We start from the raw sequence: 16985 nt of genomic DNA on the forward strand, positions 1-16985 counted from the left end.
GCTCACACCCCCTGGTGGCCGGAGCCGCCGCGGGCCCGGGAGAGGGTGTCCAGCCGGCCGAGGACGCCGAGGGCCAGCGCGTAGGCCGTGCCGGGCTGTTCGTCGACGAGCAGGCGGGCCCGGCGCAGGTCGGCCTCGATGCCCTTGATCTCCTCGCCCTGGGGGCTCTTGGGGGCGGGCGCGGGCTGCTGCATCTGCTCCTTGCCGAAGAGGTGCGCCGACTCGCTGATCAACGCCCTTGCCAGCACGGACAGTTCGGCGCTGCGGATGGGGGGCTGGTCGTAGAGGCCGTGCGCGGCGACCATGCACTCGGTGACCCGCTCGGTCATGCTCCAGGAGACCGGTCCCTGGCGTTCGGGGGAGTCGGGGTAGACGGCGTGCACGTTGTCCCAGAGGCCGACGCCCGGTCCCTCGCCGATGCGGCGCTGCCAGAGGTGGTCGAGGATGTCCTCGGCGAGCCGCAGCAGGCGGTCCTGGGAGGCGATGTTCCTGGACAGCGAGCAGAGTTGGACGGTCCGTTTGAGCAGCTGGGCGGAGAAATCGGTCATCGTCCACTTCATGGGCGGACCGACGGCCTCGCTGCCCAGCAGGGGCAGGGTGACGCCGGGGTTGTGCAGGCCGACCGCGGGGTCGTCGCGGGTCATGCCGCTGGTGATCCGGCCGCGTTCGGCGAGGCGTTCCATGACGGCGACGGTGCGGGTGAGGTCGTCGTCGGTGGCGCGGCGGCGCACCAGGTCGTGGACGAGGATGGAGGCGACGGAGAGGGAGAAGTACTCCGACTCCAGCTGCTGGAGCGTGGTGCGCCAGGGGATCTGCTCCAGCGGCCAGGTGCCGTCGCCGAAACGGGCGACGGCGGACCAGTACTGCTGGGTGATCTCCCAGCGCAGGCGCAGCGCGTCGGCGAGCTTCTGCTGTTCGGCGGTGAGCAGGCCGAGGACGAGGGTGCGCTCGGAGAACAGGTCGGGGATGCCGTCGAGGGCGACGACGGTGAAGTACAGGTAGGGCGTGGGGTGGGCGACACCGGCGGGCTGTTTGCCGATGGCCTCGGCGGTCGCCGGTTCCACCTCGACGTCGGGGGCGCCCTTCACCAGGCTCCACGCCCAGCCGCACTCGAAGAAACGGTTCTCGTTGCGCAGCGCGTCGGTGACGTCGGTGTCGAGACCGAGGGTGACGCTCTCGCTGATGACGGCGCGCAGGGCCTTGAAGCGGTCCTGGAAGCGCTGGAGGACCTGCCGCTCGGAGAGCCGGCCCTGGCCGAGGAGGCGGGTGAGGGACTGGCCCTGGTCGGAGGCGACGTCGACGACGTTGACGGTGAAGGAGCGCAGCAGGCTCACCATGGCGGCGGTGAGACGGGCGCTGGTGGCGTTCCAGAGCCGGTCGATCTGCCGCAGGGTGCTCGCGCGCTGGGTCTTGCCCCGGTAGACCTTGAGGAAGCCGAGGGTGGCAAGGCAGAGGGTGACGGACATGGAGTAGCTGTCGACCACCCCCAGGGCCCGCTGCTCCCCGGTGAGTTCCTGCCGCGGGTCCTCGGCGGCGAAGTAGTGGCCGCCGGAGAAGGTGGGGCTCTCCTCGCCGCGGTGCTTGTCCATGAAGTCGGCGAGGACCTCGACCAGGTTCCCGGGGATCTCGCTGGAGTCGCCCGCGGCCCTCAGCGACCGCTCCACGTCCCGCTGGGTGGTGTCGGGGTCGTCGAGGCGGAGGGCGGTGATCTCGGTGGCGGGGTACAGCAGGCAGAGCAGTCGCTCGGCGTCGGCGACGCTGCTCAGGCCCCCCGACTCCCCCCACTCCCACGCACCGTCGTCGAAGGAGTGGCGGGCGACGGCCTGCCACACCTCGAGCAGGTTCTGTCTCGGCTTGATCTGCATGCTCATTCCCCTCGCCCGAACCCGTCACCGCACGATCCGCACATCCCCCCCGTCGCGGAACCGCGTGACGTCACTCTTCCCTTCGCCGGCCGCAGGCCAGAATCATTCCGGTGTATCCGTGGCGCACCAGTTGCTTCGGGTTGTCCAGGCAGAAGATTTTCATGTCCGTTTCGGCGAACGGAGCGAGAACGGTACGCACTTCCACCTCGTCGATATCACGGGCGGGAAACTCCTGCGCACCCACGCGGTATCCCTCGGAATGCTCCATGAAAGCGGCGGCGAAAGGCGCGCCGGGTTTCAGGGAGTTCATGAAGCAGCCCACGCCGCGCCGGAATTCCTCGAGCGAGGTGGTGATGGATTCCGCGACGAAGAACATGGTGCCGATGTCCCAGGCGGGCTTTTCACCGCAGAGGTCGAAGAGGCTGCCGGGCCGGGGGGTGCGGACCGCCTCCCCGAAGCGCGCCCGGGGATCGGCGCCGAGGCCCGCGTAGGCCGCGCCCTCGCCGTGCGCGCCGCTCGTGAGGACCTCCCAGAACTGGTCCCAGTTGGCGTCGTAGCCGGAGATCTGGCCGCGGAGGTAGTCGAGGTTCCGCTCGGACCGCTCGAGGAGCGTGATCCGGCCGCACCAGGGGAGCATCGCCAGGGCCGGATAGAGGTTGGGCCCCGCACCCACGTCGATGCCGGCACCGCCGCGACCGCCGTGCTTCTCGAAGTGATCATTGAAGTGATCTCGGACCCGGGTGAGGATCGCCCTGTCCACGGGCTGGATCTCCAGGTAATTCCGCTTGATGTACTCATCGGGATCGAAGGCGTCCCAGGGCACATCGGCATTCAGCTTTTCGGTGGCGGTGGGCAGTCCCGAGGTCATTGGTTCAGCCTAGCAGGGCGACGCACTCTTGAAGGAGTGCGTGCATCAGGCAATGATGGACGGTCAGGTATGCATATCGGACAAGAGTGAGCACGCGCGCCATTCATTTCGTCGATCCTCCACAAGGGGACTGCATGACTCCTCTTCCTTGGGTTCCCCGGGTCCCCGGGGACCGTTCCCGGTCGGCCGCCGGTTCGACAGCGGGCCCGGCGCCCGGGGAAGGACGCCTGCGGATCAGAGCGGCCACGGAGGAGGACCTCCCCCGCATCGTCCGGCTCGACGAGGAGTCCTTCCCGAGCGCCCCGTACCCCTACTTCGTGCTGCGCCAACTGCTGGCCTCGTTCCCGGACTTCGTGTTCGTCGTGGACATGGGAGAGGAGCTGGGCGGATACGTGCTGTCGACGCCGCCGGACGCGGCGCGAAGCTGGATCCTCAGCCTCGGCATCTCACCGCCGCTGCAACGGCAGGGCCTCGGGCGGCAGTTGATGACCCGGATCCTCGGCCGTCTCCGCACCCGGGGCGTGCGCCTCGTCACGCTCTCGGTGGAGCCGCGCAACGACACGGCGATCGCGCTGTACCGGTCCCTGGGCTTCACCCCGGACCCCGACGGACCCCGGCCGGACTACTTCGGCCCCGGCGAGGACCGCCTCCTCATGACGCTCACCCTGTGAGCCCTGTGAGCCCTGTGAGTCCTGTGAGCCCTTCGAACCGCCGCACGTGACGGCGCTGCCAGGGCGTCTCCACGGCGCGCCGGTCGTAGTGCCGGCGCACGAACTCCACCGCCGCGGCGGGCGGTACGCCGTCCAGCACCGCCAGGCAGGCGAGCGCCGTCCCCGTACGTCCGCGTCCCCCGCCGCAGGCGACCTCCACCCGCTCCCCGGCCGCCCGCCGCCACGCCTCGACGAGCGCCGCACGGGCGTCGGCGCGGTCGGTGGGCAGCCGGAAGTCGGGCCAGTGGATCCGGCGCACCTCCCACGGCACCGCCGGCGGCGCGCCGCCGAGCAGGTAGAGGCCGTACGTCGGGACCGGCGCCGCCGGGTCGAGGGGACGGCGCAGTCCGCGCCCGCGCACCAGCCGCCCGGAGGGCAGCCGGAGCACACCGGGCAGTTCCGCCGGCCAGGGGTCCTGTGGCGTCCGCACGGGTCCATTCGAACCCGGTTCGCGCCGGCCGGGCAACCGGTTCGGCCGGACCCGTGGTCCGCGGGGCGGGAAGTGCCCGGCGCGGGCGGCACCCGGGGCCCGGGCCCCCGCGCACCCGGCTCGCCCGTGACGCGGCCGGGGCGGTCCTCGCGGTGAGCGGGCCGAGGGCGTCGGCGGTCTGCCCTCGATGGCCTCCGCGTCGGTGGCCTCCACGTCGATGGTCTGCCGTAGGCGGTCTCCGCACCGGTGAGCCCGCGCGCGGACCGCGGCGGGTGGCCGGGGGCTCGTCGGGCCGCTCCCGCGGGAGCGTCAGGACGGCGTGCGGGCCGCGGCCAGCAGGCGGGTGACGTCGTCCGCGTGGAGGGTGAGGGCCGTGCCGACGGTGGCGAGGACCTCGCGTTCGGCGGAGGTGTAGGGGCCGTCGGCGAGGGCGATGCGGGCGCCCTGGAGCAGGATGGACTCGCGGCCGGCGGCGGCGAGGTGGGGGGCGAGCGGGTCGAGGGCCTCGTGCAGCTCTATGGCCAGGCCGGGGGTGCAGGGTTCGCCGTGGACGCGGCCGGTGTCGGCGGCGAGGGCGTCGACGAGGGCGGCGAGCTGCTCGCGGGTGCAGTCCGGGAAGCCGGCCGCGCGCACCGCGACCGCCGCCGTCTCCAGGGACGTACGGGCGCAGGGGCCGCTCGCCGAGAGGACCGCGAGGGCGACGGTGTGGACGGCGTCGCGGAGCATCGCGGAGAAGCGGGTGGTGGTGGGGTGGTCGAGGGCGTCGGTGCCGAAGTGGCGGCGGCAGGCGGCGCACTCCACGACGGGGCCGGTCCCGCCGCGCGGCAGCACGGGCACGCCCAGCACGGTGAAGCGGCGCCGGCCGGTGAGCCGCTGGTAGTTGCGGTCGCCGCCGCAGCCGGGGCAGAAGAACTCGCCGTCCCCGACGGGGGTCCAGGCGGTGCGGTGGCCCAGCACGCGGGCCAGCCCGGAGGCACGGCCGTCTCGTCCCCGTTCTGGCAGCACGTCGCACCTCCGTAACCGCGTGGCAACATCGCCCCGCGCCTTCGTGATGTTAGCCACATCGGTGAGGCGGAGTCAGCACCCGGGACGAGACCTTTCCGTGACCTCCGCGGACGGGTGGCCGATATACGACGCGGCCCCGGCCACCGGAGACGGCGGCCGGGGCCGCGGAACTGCCCGTCCGGAGGATCAGCGCGTCGCGCGGTTGACGGCGGAGACGACCGCCTTCAGCGAGGCGCGCGTGGTGTTGGCGTCGATGCCGATGCCCCACAGGACCTTGTCGCCGATCGCGCACTCGATGTACGAGGCGGCCTGCGCGGAGGCGCCCTCGCTCATCGTGTGCTCCTGGTAGTCCAGCAGGCGCACGTCGACGCCGATGGATTCCAGGGCGTTGAAGAAGGCCGAGATCGGACCGTTGCCCGAACCGGACAGGACCGTCTCCTCGCCGTCGACGACCGCGTCCACGGTGAGGGTGTCCACGCCGTCGGTGTCGGTGGTCGACTGACCGTTGCGGACCTGGATGCGGCCCCACGGGTTCTCGGGGTTGGGCAGGTACTCGTCCTGGAAGGTGGCCCAGATGTCGCCGCCGGTGACCTCGCCGCCCTCGGCGTCCGTCCTGGCCTGGATGATCTTCGAGAACTCGATCTGCATCCGGCGCGGCAGGTCCAGCTTGTGGTCGTTCTTCAGGACGTAGGCGATCCCGCCCTTGCCGGACTGCGAGTTGACGCGGATGACGGCCTCGTAGGAGCGGCCGACGTCCTTCGGGTCGATCGGCAGGTACGGCACGGCCCACTCGATGTCGTCGACGGTGACGCCCTTGGCGGCCGCGTCGGCCTCCATGGCGTCGAAGCCCTTCTTGATGGCGTCCTGGTGGGAGCCGGAGAAGGACGTGTAGACCAGGTCGCCCACGTACGGGTGGCGCGGGTGGACCTCCATCTGGTTGCAGTACTCCCACGTACGACGGATCTCGTCGATGTCGGAGAAGTCGATCTGCGGGTCGACGCCCTGCGAGAACAGGTTCATGCCCAGGGTGACCAGGTCGACGTTGCCGGTGCGCTCGCCCTGGCCGAACAGGCAGCCCTCGACGCGGTCGGCGCCGGCCATCAGCGCCAGCTCGGCGGCGGCGACGGCGGTGCCGCGGTCGTTGTGCGGGTGGACCGAGATGCAGACGTGCTCGCGGCGGGAGATGTTGCGGCTCATCCACTCGAAGCGGTCGGCGTGCGTGGAGGGGGTCGAACGCTCCACGGTGGCGGGCAGGTTGAGGATGATCTCGCGGCCCGGGCCGGGCTGGTAGACGTCCATCACCGCCTCGCAGACCTCCAGTGCGAAGTCCAGCTCGGTGTCGGTGAAGATCTCGGGGCTGTACTGGTAGCCGAACTCCGTCTCGGGGCCCAGCAGTTTCTCCGCGTACTCCATCACCAGGCGGGTGCCGTCGACGGCGATCTGCTTGATGTCGTCCTTGGAGCCGCGGAAGACGACCCGGCGGAAGACCGGCGCGGTCGCGTTGTACAGGTGGACGGTGGCGCGCCGGGCGCCCTTCAGGGACTCCACGGTCCGCTCGATCAGGTCCTCGCGGGCCTGGGTCAGTACGGAGATCGTGACGTCGTCCGGGATCGCGCCCTCTTCCTCGATGATCGAGCGCACGAAGTCGAAGTCGGTCTGGCCGGAGGCGGGGAAGCCGACCTCGATCTCCTTGTAGCCCATCGCGACCAGCTGGTCGAACATCCGGCGCTTGCGCTCGGGCGACATCGGGTCGATCAGGGACTGGTTGCCGTCGCGCAGATCCGTGGAGAGCCAGCGGGGAGCGACGGTGATCCGCCGGTCCGGCCAGGTGCGGTCGGGGATGTCGACCTGGTCGTACTGCCCGTACTTGTGGATCGGCATGGTGCTCGGCTGCTGGCGGTTCGCCATCTTTGCGGTGCTCCTCAGGATGTCCGGAAGGACGGCCGACGACGCAACGCGAAGCTCCGCGGGGAGGGGGTCGGCCTCGACTACAGGCCCTCGCCGCGGCAGCTAAGGAGAAGCAGCCCGAAATGCATAGTGCTCCGCACTGTAGCCGAGCCCCGCGGGACGCGTGGGGCCGTTCCAGTATGCGGGACCGGCCGGACCAATCGGGCCAAAAGTGCCGTATACCACTCGCGGGCGTGGATCGAGGCCGTTTGTCACCGTATTTCACCAATCATGGTTGCGGGTGGTGACAGTCCGGTCACACGGTGCGATGGTGCCGGACATGACGACCCACGGGGGCTTCGAGCCCGTCTTCTGCACCGTCGTACCGCCCCACGTCCTCGACCGCCTGGCGCGCAGCGAGGACCCCGCCCTGTCCGGACCCGCGCGGCGCACCCTGCTGCGTGACGGCGAACTGCGCTCGCGGCGCCGCGTGACCAGCGAGTTCCGCCTCGCGGCCGCCCGGGCCGTCAAGGCGCCCGCGGAGCAGCCGCTGCGCACGGTCTACGACGCCGGGCACGGCACCGCGCTGCCCGGCACCAAGGTCCGCGGCGAGGGCGAGGAGCCGGGCCGGGACGCCACGGTGAACCGCGCCTACGCCGGTCTCGGCGCCACCTTCGAGCACTTCCTCACGGCGTACGGCCGCCACTCGATCGACGGCGACGGCCTGCCCCTGGACGCCACCGTCCACTACGACGAGGACTACAACAACGCCTTCTGGAACGGCGAGCAGATGGTGTTCGGCGACGGCGACGGCGAGATCTTCCTCGACTTCACCGGTTCCCTCGACGTGATCGGCCACGAACTCGCCCACGGCGTCACCCAGTACACGGCGAACCTGACCTACTACGGCCAGCCGGGCGCCCTCAACGAGTCGATGTCCGACGTCTTCGGCGTGCTCGTCAAGCAGTGCTCGCTGGGCCAGACCGCCGCCGAGGCCGACTGGCTGATCGGCGCCGAGCTGCTCGCCCCGGGCGTGAGCGGCCGGGCCCTGCGCTCCATGAAGGCGCCCGGCACCGCCTACGACGACGACGTGCTCGGCAAGGACCCGCAGCCCGCGACCATGGACGACTACGTGCGCACCGGCCGGGACAACGGCGGCGTCCACATCAACTCGGGCATCCCCAACCACGCGTTCTACCTGGCCGCCACGGCCCTCGGCGGCTTCGCCTGGGAGAAGGCCGGCCGGATCTGGTACGACGTGCTGACCGGCGGCGAGCTGGCGGAGCGGGCGTCCTTCGCCGACTTCGCCAAGCTCACCGTGAAGGCCGCGCGCGAGCGCTTCGGCGACGGCGGCGAGGAGTTCCTGGCCGTGGGGAAGGCGTGGGAGCGGGTGGGGGTGCGGATCCCGTAGATCCGTACTAGACACGCTCCCATGCGGATTCACGTACGACGCACGGGCGGTTTCGCGGGCATCGAGCGCGCCGCCGGGGTGGACACCTCGGGGCGGCCCGACGCCCCCGACTGGGAGGCCCTGGCCGGGCGGGCGCTGGCGGACGGCCACCGGTCCCGCCCGGCCGGGGTCCCGGACGGGTTCGGCTACGAGATCACGGTGGACGGCGTGACGGTGTACGCGGCCGACCCCCGGCTCACCCCGCAGCAGCGCGAGCTGGTCTCGCGCGTACTGAAGGAGGGGGCGTAACAGCCTTTTCCCGCCCGGGCGTTGACTTCCGTCACCGACGCTGCGGATGATCGCGCCCATGGCGACCGACGCGCGCGGGACGACGAACCCGGTACCCCGGTTCCCGGCCGGCTTCCTGTGGGGTGTCTCGACCTCCGCCCATCAGATCGAGGGCGCGGCGGACACCCGCGAGGCGTCCGTCTGGGACGTCTTCACGGCCGGACCGGGGCGGGTCGCGGACGGCTCCACGGCCGCGGTGGCCTGCGACCACTACCACCGCCACGCCGAGGACGTGGCGCTCCTGTCCGGCCTGGGCGTGAACGCGTACCGCTTCTCGGTCTCCTGGCCGCGGGTGAACTCCCCCGGCGGCCTCGACTTCTACGACCGGCTGGTGGACGACCTGCTGGCGGCCGGCGTGCAGCCGGTGCCGACCCTCTTCCACTGGGACCTGCCGGCCCGGCTGGACTGGCTGGAGCGCGACACCGCGCACCGCTTCGCCGCGTACGTGTCCGTGGTCGCGGACCGCCTCGGCGACCGCGTCCACCGGTGGATCACCCTCAACGAGCCCGCCGAGCACACCCTGCTGGGCCACGCCCTGGGCACCCACGCCCCCGGCCGGCAGCTGATGTTCGACGCGCTGCCGGTCGCCCACCACCAGCTCCTCGCCCACGGCCTGGCCGTCCGGGCGCTGCGGGCGGCGGGCGCCCGGGACGTCGGCATCGCCAACTCCCACGGCCCCACCTGGCCCGCCTCCGCGGAACCCGCCGACCAGGAGGCCGCCGCCTTCTACGACGTCCTGCTGAACCGGCTCTTCGCCGACCCGCTCCTGCTCGGCGCGTACCCCGAGGGGCTGGGCGAGGCGATGCCCGGCGACGTGGCGGCCGACCTGGAGGTCATCGCGGAGCCCCTCGACTTCTACGGCGTCAACTACTACGCCCCCACCCGCGTCGGCGCCCCGCAGGGCACCGGGAGCGAGTTCGGCGGCGTCCGCATCCCGGCCGGGCTCCCCTTCACCGTGCGGCAGATCGAGGGCGTCCCGGTCACCGACTTCGGCTGGCCCGTGGTGCCCGAAGGACTGACCGAGCTCCTGACCGGCTTCGCCGGACGCTACGGCGACCGCCTCCCGCCGGTCGTCATCACCGAGAACGGGTGCAGTTGCCCCGGCATCGACGACCAGGACCGCATCGCCTACCTCGACGGGCACCTGCGCGCCCTGCACCGGGCGATGGAGGCGGGCGTGGACGTGCGCGGCTACTTCGTGTGGTCGCTGCTGGACAACTTCGAGTGGGCGCAGGGCTACGAGCGCCGCTTCGGCCTGGTCCACGTGGACTTCTCCGACTCCGGCGCGCTGAAGCGCACCCCCAAGGCCTCCTACGCCTGGCTGCGGGACGTCCTGCGGGCCCAGGGGTGACGGGGCTGCGCCCGCCCACCGCCCCGGCCGGCCGAGTGGGGCACGGCACGGCACGACGGGCGGCGTGCGCGAGGACCCCGGTGTCCCGCGGACGGTCCCGGGGCCTCTCGTCCGGATCACGCCGGTCCAGCGGGCACCGCGCCCCGATCCGGCACGGCCCGGGCCGATCCGGCCCGGCCGGCGCCGATCCAGCACGTCCGGGCCGATCCGGCCCGGCCCGGCCCGGACGAAAGACCCTAGAAGCCCAGCTTCCGCAGCTGCTTCGGGTCCCGCTGCCAGTCCTTGGCGACCTTCACGTGCAGGTCCAGGAAGACGGCCGTCCCGAGGAGCGCCTCGATCTGCTTGCGGGACTTGATGCCGACGTCCTTCAGGCGCTTGCCCTTCGGGCCGATGATGATGCCCTTCTGGCTGGGGCGCTCGATGTAGATGTTCGCGTGGATGTCCAGGAGCGGCTTGTCCGCGGGGCGGTCCTCGCGCGGGAGCATCTCCTCCACGACCACCGCGATGGAGTGCGGCAGCTCGTCGCGGACGCCCTCCAGGGCCGCCTCGCGGATCAGCTCGGCGACCATCACCTGCTCGGGCTCGTCCGTCAGGTCGCCCTCGGGGTAGAGCGGCGGGCTCTTCGGCATCATCGGGATCAGCAGGTCGGCGAGCAGCTCGACCTGCTGGTCGCCGACGGCGGAGACGGGCACGATCTCGGCCCACTCGATGCCCAGTTCCCTGCCGAGCTGGTCGATCGCGATCAACTGCTCGGCGAGCGTCTTGGAGTCGACGAGGTCGGTCTTCGTCACGACCGCGACCTTCGGCGTCCGCTTGATCCCGGCCAGCTCCTTGGCGATGAACCGGTCGCCGGGGCCCAGCTTCTCGTTGGCCGGCAGGCAGAAGCCGATGACGTCGACCTCCGCCCAGGTGGTGCGCACGACGTCGTTGAGCCGCTCGCCCAGCAGGGTGCGCGGCTTGTGGAGCCCCGGGGTGTCCACGAGGATCAGCTGCGCGTCCGGCCGGTGCACGATGCCCCGCACCGTGTGCCGGGTGGTCTGCGGACGGTTGGAGGTGATCGCCACCTTCTTCCCGACCAGAGCGTTCGTGAGGGTGGACTTGCCCGCGTTGGGGCGGCCGACGAAACAGGCGAAACCGGCCCGGTGGGCGGCCTCGGCCGGCTGTTCGGATGACTGGGTACGAACGCTCATGCCGCCCATTCTCCCTGATCCACGAAGCCCCGCCGTACAACCGCCCGAGAACGCCACCGGACGTGAGCGTCCGGAAACCCCCACGCAACGAAACCTCACGGAAACACAGCCGTACGCGCCCGGAAACGCGTGCCCGTGACCCTCTGACGAGCCCCCGCACCGTTGGAGACGACCGTGACCCTCGCCGCCGCCCGGATCGACACCGGCGACACCGCCTGGCTGCTCGCCGCCACCGCCCTCGTCCTGCTGATGACCCCCGGCCTCGCCCTGTTCTACGGCGGCATGGTCCGCACGAAGAGCGTCCTCAACATGCTGATGATGAGCTTCGTGTCGATCGCGCTGGTCACCGTGGTGTGGCTGGCCGCCGGATACTCCCTCGCCTTCGGGCCCGACGCCGGCGGCGGCCTCATCGGCACCCTGGAGCACGCCGGGATGGCCGGCCTCGGCCCGGACAGCGTGCGGGGCACCGTGCCGACCCTGCTGTTCGCCACCTTCCAGCTCACGTTCGCGGTCATCACGGCGGCCCTGATCAGCGGCGCGATCGCGGACCGCGCGAAGTTCGGGGCCTGGCTGGTCTTCGTGCCCGTCTGGGCGCTCCTCGTGTACGTCCCCGTCGCGCACTGGGTGTGGGGCCCGGACGGCTGGATCCTGAGCGACCTCGGCGCGCTCGACTTCGCCGGCGGCCTCCCCGTGGAGATCACCTCGGGCGCCTCCGGTCTGGCCCTGTGCCTGGTCCTCGGGCCGCGCCTCGGCTTCCGGAAGGACGCCATGCGCCCGCACAACCTCCCCATGGTCGTCCTGGGCGCGGGCCTGCTCTGGTTCGGCTGGTTCGGCTTCAACGCGGGCTCGGCCCTCGGCGCGAACGGCCTCGCGGCCGCCGCCTTCCTCAACACCCTGGCCGCCGGCTGCACCGGCCTGCTGGGCTGGCTCTTCGTCGAGCAGAAGCGCGACGGGCACCCCACGACCCTGGGCGCGGCCTCCGGCGCCGTCGCGGGCCTGGTCGCCATCACCCCGGCCTGCGGCGCGGTCTCCCTGCTCGGCGCCCTGGCCGTCGGCCTCGCCGCCGGCGTCGTCTGCTCCTACGCCGTGAGCTGGAAGTTCCGGTTCGGCTACGACGACTCCCTCGACGTGGTCGGCGTCCACCTGGTCGGCGGGGTCACCGGCACCCTCCTCATCGGCGTCTTCGCCGTCGAGTCGATGACCGGCGGCGCCCGGGGCCTGCTCCACGGCGGCGGCCTCGCCCAGCTCGGCAAGCAGTCCGTGGCCGTCCTCGCCGTCGGCGGGTACGCCTTCCTCATGACGTACGGCATCGCCAGGCTGCTCCACCGGACGCTGGGACTGCGGGCCGACGAGGAGCACGAGCACACCGGCCTGGACCTTACGGTGCACGCCGAGACCGCATACGATCACGGCGTCCTCGGCCACGGCGCCCCGGTCGGCGCGTCCCCCGTCCCCTCCGCCCAGAAGGTCAAGCCCCAGGCATGAAGCTCATCACCGCGATCGTGAAGCCGTACCGCCTCGACGAGGTCAAGACCGCCCTCCAGGAACTGGGCGTGCACGGCCTGACCGTCACCGAGGCCAGCGGCTACGGCCGGCAGCGCGGCCACACCGAGGTGTACCGCGGGGCCGAGTACCGGGTCGACCTCGTCCCGAAGGTCCGCATCGAGGTCGTCGTCGAGGACGCGGACTCCGAGGCCGTCGTCGACGCGATCGTCCGGGCCGCGCGGACGGGGAAGATCGGCGACGGGAAGGTGTGGGCCGTGCCGGTCGAGACGGTCGTCCGGGTCCGGACCGGCGAGCGCGGCCCCGACGCGCTCTGACCGGCGCCGCCCCGCCCGCCGGGGCGGCGGGGGACGTCGACCGCCGCCACCGGCCGGGGGGGCGTGAGGAGCGGCGTGCTCGCCGGCTCCCGGATGTCCCTGCCGCCCGCGGTCGACGTCGCGCCGGTCCGGTCCGGTTCAGTTCGGTCCGGCCCAGTTCGGTTCGGTTCGGCCGGAGGGCGTACGCCGAAGTCCGGTGCGCCGGGCGCGCCGTCCGGCCGGCGGCCCGCGACCGCCGCGGGCGCGTGCCTCAGCCGGCGGAGGCGCTGAGCCGCACCGTCCCGTCGGGGGCGGCCACCAGCAACGGCGTCCCCGGCCCGCCCAGGTCACCCACCGCGGCCAGGTCCGCCTCGGCGGCGCCCTCCGCGGACGTCACCACCGCCGCCGCCTCCAGCGACCGCGCCCCCGACGCCACGGCCATCGCGACCGCCGTCTGCACCGCGCTCAGCTTCAGCGACGGCAGGTCCACCGTCCCGGCGACGTAGGTGCGTCCCGTCTCGTCCCGTACGGCGGCCCCCTCGGCCACGCCGTTGCGGGCCCGCGCCGAACGGGCCAGGGTGACGATCTTGCGGTCCTCGGGACCAAGCGCGTTGATGTCGGTCATCCCCCGAGCATACGAAGGCGCCGGCGCGGCGGAGGCGCGGGGCCGTCCCGGCGCCGGGCGCATCGGGGCGATCCCGGCAACGCGGCCGGGGCCCCCTCCGGGGAGGTGCGTGCCGGGAAGTGCGTGCCGGGCGTCGCCGAGCGGGCGGGACCTGCGCGACACGCCCCGGGGCGGGACGGCTCAGAGCCGGTCGAGGCGGAGCCGCCGCGCGCGCGGCAGGCCGGCCACCACCAGGTCGTAGGAGTCCTCGACCAGCTCCCGGACCAGCCGGTCCGGGAGGCCGCCGTCGACGGTCACCGTGTTCCAGTGCCGCTTGTTCATGTGATAGCCCGGGGCGATCAGGCCGGGGTGCTCACCGCGCAGCCGGACCGCGTCGTCCGGGTCGCACTTGAGGTTCACCTTCAGGGGCTTCGCGTCCAGGCTCGTCAGCGCGAAGAGCCTGCCCCCGACCTTGAAGACCGAGATCTCCGGACGGAAGGGGAAGTCCTCCACCACCGCCTCGAACGACAGGCAGAGGCCGCGCAGCTCCCCCGGGGTCACGCCGCCTCCTCGTCCTCCGGCGGGTCCACCGGCTCCACCAGCACCGTCACGATCTTGTTCCGGCGGCCGGCGGCGGCCTCCGCGGTCAGCCGCAGCGCCCGGCCGTCGGGCAGGTCGACGGTCGAGGAGGCGCCGGCGATCGGCACCCGGCCCAGCGCCTTCGCGAGCAGTCCGCCGACGGTCTCCACGTCCTCGTCGTCGTACTCCTCCAGGCCGTACAGCTCGCCGAGGTCCGTGATGTCGAGGCGGGCGGTGACCCGGTAACGGTCCTCACCCAGCTCCTCCACCGGCGGGAGCTCCCGGTCGTACTCGTCGGTGATCTCCCCGACGATCTCCTCGAGGATGTCCTCGATGGTGACGATGCCCGCGGTGCCGCCGTACTCGTCGATGACCACGGCGACGTGGTTGCGCTCCTGCTGCATCTCGCGCAGCAGGTCGCCGGCGTTCTTGGTGTCGGGGACGAACGCGGCGGGCCGCATCGCCGTCGACACCAGGTCGCTCTCCGACTCCCGGCTGATGTGCGTCCTGCGGACCAGGTCCTTGAGGTACACGATCCCGACGATGTCGTCCTCGCTCTCCCCGGTGACGGGTATCCGCGAGAAACCGGAGCGCAGCGCCAGCGTGAGGGCCTGCCGGATCGTCTTGTACCGCTCGATGACGACCAGGTCGGTCCTCGGCACCATGACCTCGCGCACGAGCGTGTCGCCCAGCTCGAAGACCGAGTGCACCATCCGGCGCTCGTCGTCCTCGATCAGCGACTCCTTCTCCGCGAGGTCGACCAGCGCGCGCAGCTCCGCCTCGGAGGCGAAGGGGCCGCGCCGGAAGCCCTTGCCCGGCGTGAGCGCGTTGCCGATGAGGATCAGCAGCGACGGGATCGGGCCCATGATCCGCGCCAGCGGCAGCAGCGCGTACGCCGCCGCCGTCGCCGTGTTCAGCGGGTGCTGGCGGCCGATGGTGCGCGGGGAGACGCCCACCGCGACGTACGACACGAGGACCATCACCCCGATCGCGGCCAGCAGCGCGGGCGTCGTGCCGTCGATCGCCTTCAGGCAGGCGTAGGTGACCAGCGCGGCCGCCGCCATCTCGCAGACCACGCGGACCAGCAGCGCCACGTTGAGGTAGCGGGTCGGGTCGGCCGCGACCTGCGCGAGTTTCGCGCTGCCGCGCCGGCCGGAGCGGACGGCCTCCTCGGCGCGGAAACTGGAGACGCGCGCGAGGCCGGCCTCCGCGCAGGCGGCGAGCCACGCCACGACGACCAGGGCGATCGCGCCGGAGACGAGGGGAAGGCTCATGACACGGTCGGGGCCGGGGACGGGCCGGTGTGGCCCTTCTCCGCGCGCCAGCCGTCCACGATGGCCGCCTGGAGGCCGAACATCTCGGCCTTCTCGTCGGGCTCCTCGTGGTCGTAGCCCAGCAGGTGCAGCACGCCGTGGACGGTGAGCAGCTGGAGCTCCTCGTCCATGGAGTGCCGCGTCGGCGCTTCCTCCCCCTGCTTCTTCGCGACCTCGGGGCACAGCACGATGTCGCCGAGCAGTCCCTGCGGGGGCTCGTCGTCGTCCTTCGACGGCGGACGCAGCTCGTCCATCGGGAAGGACATGACGTCCGTCGGCCCCGGCAGGTCCATCCACTGGATGTGCAACTGCTCCATGGCGTCGGCGTCCACGACGATCACCGACAGCTCGGAGAGCGGGTGGATGCGCATCCGCGCGAGGGCGTAGCGGGCGATGTCGAGGATCGCCTGCTCGTCGACCTCGGTTCCGGACTCGTTGTTGACGTCGATCGACATGGTGGTGCTCGGTCTACTTCCCCTTGTGCCCGGACTTGCCCCGGCCGCCCTTGTGCGTGCCGTTCTCCGTGCCGTGCGTGTCGTCGTACTTCTCGTACGCGTCGACGATACGGCCCACCAGCTTGTGCCGTACGACGTCCTGGGACGACAGCCGGGAGAAGTGGACGTCCTCCACGCCCTCCAGGATGTCCTGGACCTGGCGCAGCCCGGACTTGGTGCCGCTCGGCAGGTCGACCTGCGTCACGTCACCGGTGATCACGATCTTCGAGTCGAAGCCGAGCCGGGTGAGGAACATCTTCATCTGCTCGGGGCTCGTGTTCTGGGCCTCGTCCAGGATGATGAAGGCGTCGTTGAGGGTCCGGCCCCGCATGTACGCCAGCGGCGCCACCTCGATCGTCCCCGCGGCCATCAGCTTCGGGATCGAGTCGGGGTCGAGCATGTCGTGGAGGGCGTCGTACAGCGGGCGCAGGTAGGGGTCGATCTTCTCGTAGAGGGTGCCGGGGAGGAAGCCGAGGCGCTCGCCGGCCTCGACCGCCGGGCGGGTCAGGATGATGCGGTTGACCTGCTTCGACTGGAGCGCCTGGACCGCCTTGGCCATCGCCAGGTACGTCTTGCCGGTGCCGGCGGGGCCGATGCCGAAGACGACCGTGTGCTTGTCGATCGCGTCGACGTACCGCTTCTGGTTGAGGGTCTTGGGTCTGATCGTGCGGCCGCGCGAGGACAGGATGTTCTGCGTCAGAACCTCGGCCGGGGTCTCCTGGCCGTCGTTCGTCCCGTTCTCACTCGCCCGCAGCATGGCGATCGAGCGTTCCACTGCGTCCTCCGTCATCGGCTGCCCGGTGCGGAGCACCAGCATCATCTCGGCGAACAGGCGCTGGATCATGGCGACTTCCCTCGGGTCGCCGACCGCGCTGATCTCGTTGCCCCGGACATGGATGTCGGCCGCCGGGAAGGCCGTCTCGATCACGCGCAGAAGGGAATCTCCGGACCCCAGCACGGCCACCATGGGGTGCTGGGCGGGAACGGTGAACTGTGCTCTCGCCTCGCCCTGCGCGGGCGTGTGAGCTGTCGGTGTCTGAGTCATAGGCCGGCCCGAAGGCCTCTACGTCCTCCCGGATACGACTCGCCTGCCACGAGGGCGGCCTGGCGATTTCCAGGGTACGCCAGGGGGGTGACAACACCGTAGGACTT

The 16985-nt window shown here is 71.8% G+C and carries 17 protein-coding genes; 6 read left to right on the forward strand and 11 right to left on the reverse strand.

Annotation, left to right across the window (positions count from 1 at the left end; genetic code table 11):
• Positions 1-2: 2 nt before the first annotated feature.
• Positions 3-1865: an SCO2524 family protein gene (locus tag ACF09K_RS05575; protein WP_392241208.1), complete on the reverse strand. Its 1863-nt coding sequence runs from the start codon at positions 1863-1865 to the stop codon at positions 3-5.
• 70 nt (positions 1866-1935) lie between these two features.
• Positions 1936-2733 carry an SCO2525 family SAM-dependent methyltransferase gene (locus tag ACF09K_RS05580; protein WP_392241209.1) on the reverse strand — a complete coding sequence of 266 codons (798 nt, stop codon included), beginning with the start codon at positions 2731-2733 and terminating at the stop codon, positions 1936-1938.
• Positions 2734-2867: 134 nt separating this feature from the next.
• Between ACF09K_RS05580 and ACF09K_RS05585 the strand changes: the two genes are divergently transcribed.
• Positions 2868-3404: a GNAT family N-acetyltransferase gene (locus ACF09K_RS05585; protein ID WP_392241210.1), complete on the forward strand. Its 537-nt coding sequence runs from the start codon at positions 2868-2870 to the stop codon at positions 3402-3404.
• On the opposite strand, the gene ACF09K_RS05590 is transcribed toward ACF09K_RS05585, so the two are convergent.
• The 3 genes from ACF09K_RS05590 to leuA all read right to left on the reverse strand — a co-directional run bounded on the left by ACF09K_RS05590 (position 3394) and on the right by leuA (position 6786).
• Entirely contained in the window at positions 3394-3873 is a 480-nt protein-coding gene (locus ACF09K_RS05590; RefSeq protein ID WP_392241211.1) for a protein phosphatase, read from the reverse strand. The genes ACF09K_RS05585 and ACF09K_RS05590 overlap by 11 nt on opposite strands.
• A 309-nt stretch (positions 3874-4182) precedes the next feature.
• The gene (locus tag ACF09K_RS05595; protein WP_392241212.1) at positions 4183-4878 is read right to left on the reverse strand and encodes a TerB family tellurite resistance protein; all 696 of its coding nucleotides are present in this window, start codon (positions 4876-4878) and stop codon (positions 4183-4185) included.
• A 186-nt stretch (positions 4879-5064) separates the two neighbouring features.
• Positions 5065-6786 (reverse strand): 2-isopropylmalate synthase, encoded by a 1722-nt coding sequence (gene leuA / locus ACF09K_RS05600; RefSeq protein WP_392241213.1) that lies wholly within the window; start codon positions 6784-6786, stop codon positions 5065-5067.
• A 319-nt stretch (positions 6787-7105) separates the two neighbouring features.
• On the opposite strand from leuA, the gene ACF09K_RS05605 reads away from it, so the two are divergent.
• Genes ACF09K_RS05605 through ACF09K_RS05615 form a run of 3 tightly spaced genes read left to right on the forward strand, consistent with a single transcriptional unit; the run spans position 7106 to position 9854 of the window.
• Positions 7106-8176 (forward strand): M4 family metallopeptidase, encoded by a 1071-nt coding sequence (locus tag ACF09K_RS05605; protein WP_392241214.1) that lies wholly within the window; start codon positions 7106-7108, stop codon positions 8174-8176.
• 21 nt (positions 8177-8197) lie between these two features.
• Positions 8198-8464, forward strand: coding sequence for a protealysin inhibitor emfourin (locus tag ACF09K_RS05610; RefSeq protein WP_392241215.1), 267 nt, complete (start codon positions 8198-8200; stop codon positions 8462-8464).
• A 58-nt stretch (positions 8465-8522) separates the two neighbouring features.
• The gene (locus ACF09K_RS05615; protein WP_392241216.1) at positions 8523-9854 is read left to right on the forward strand and encodes a GH1 family beta-glucosidase; all 1332 of its coding nucleotides are present in this window, start codon (positions 8523-8525) and stop codon (positions 9852-9854) included.
• 236 nt (positions 9855-10090) lie between these two features.
• Here the strand turns inward: ACF09K_RS05615 and era are convergent, their stop codons facing one another.
• On the reverse strand, positions 10091-11044 hold the full coding sequence (gene era / locus ACF09K_RS05620) for a GTPase Era (protein ID WP_392241217.1): 954 nt from the start codon (positions 11042-11044) through the stop codon (positions 10091-10093).
• 174 nt (positions 11045-11218) lie between these two features.
• Here era and ACF09K_RS05625 point away from each other — a divergent pair, with 174 nt between their 5' ends.
• Both ACF09K_RS05625 and ACF09K_RS05630 read left to right on the forward strand, forming a co-directional pair.
• Complete coding sequence (locus tag ACF09K_RS05625) at positions 11219-12529, forward strand: ammonium transporter (RefSeq protein ID WP_392241218.1); 1311 nt, start codon at positions 11219-11221, stop codon at positions 12527-12529.
• Complete coding sequence (locus ACF09K_RS05630; RefSeq protein WP_392241219.1) at positions 12526-12864, forward strand: P-II family nitrogen regulator; 339 nt, start codon at positions 12526-12528, stop codon at positions 12862-12864. The genes ACF09K_RS05625 and ACF09K_RS05630 overlap by 4 nt, the downstream gene beginning before the upstream one ends.
• A 250-nt stretch (positions 12865-13114) precedes the next feature.
• On the opposite strand, the gene ACF09K_RS05635 is transcribed toward ACF09K_RS05630, so the two are convergent.
• The 5 genes from ACF09K_RS05635 to ACF09K_RS05655 form a co-directional block, all read right to left on the reverse strand.
• The gene (locus ACF09K_RS05635) at positions 13115-13468 is read right to left on the reverse strand and encodes a cytidine deaminase (RefSeq protein ID WP_392241220.1); all 354 of its coding nucleotides are present in this window, start codon (positions 13466-13468) and stop codon (positions 13115-13117) included.
• 180 nt (positions 13469-13648) lie between these two features.
• Positions 13649-14008: an MmcQ/YjbR family DNA-binding protein gene (locus ACF09K_RS05640; protein WP_392241221.1), complete on the reverse strand. Its 360-nt coding sequence runs from the start codon at positions 14006-14008 to the stop codon at positions 13649-13651.
• Positions 14005-15300 (reverse strand): hemolysin family protein, encoded by a 1296-nt coding sequence (locus ACF09K_RS05645; RefSeq protein WP_392241222.1) that lies wholly within the window; start codon positions 15298-15300, stop codon positions 14005-14007. Before ACF09K_RS05645 ends, ACF09K_RS05640 begins: the two co-directional genes overlap by 4 nt.
• Positions 15297-15794: an rRNA maturation RNase YbeY gene (ybeY, locus tag ACF09K_RS05650; RefSeq protein ID WP_366057447.1), complete on the reverse strand. Its 498-nt coding sequence runs from the start codon at positions 15792-15794 to the stop codon at positions 15297-15299. Before ybeY ends, ACF09K_RS05645 begins: the two co-directional genes overlap by 4 nt.
• Positions 15795-15807: 13 nt before the next feature.
• Positions 15808-16878: a PhoH family protein gene (locus ACF09K_RS05655; protein WP_392241223.1), complete on the reverse strand. Its 1071-nt coding sequence runs from the start codon at positions 16876-16878 to the stop codon at positions 15808-15810.
• Positions 16879-16985: the final 107 nt, after the last annotated feature.

Origin of the sequence: Streptomyces sp. NPDC014882 (assembly GCF_043081325.1) — a bacterium.
Lineage (GTDB): Bacteria > Actinomycetota > Actinomycetes > Streptomycetales > Streptomycetaceae > Streptomyces.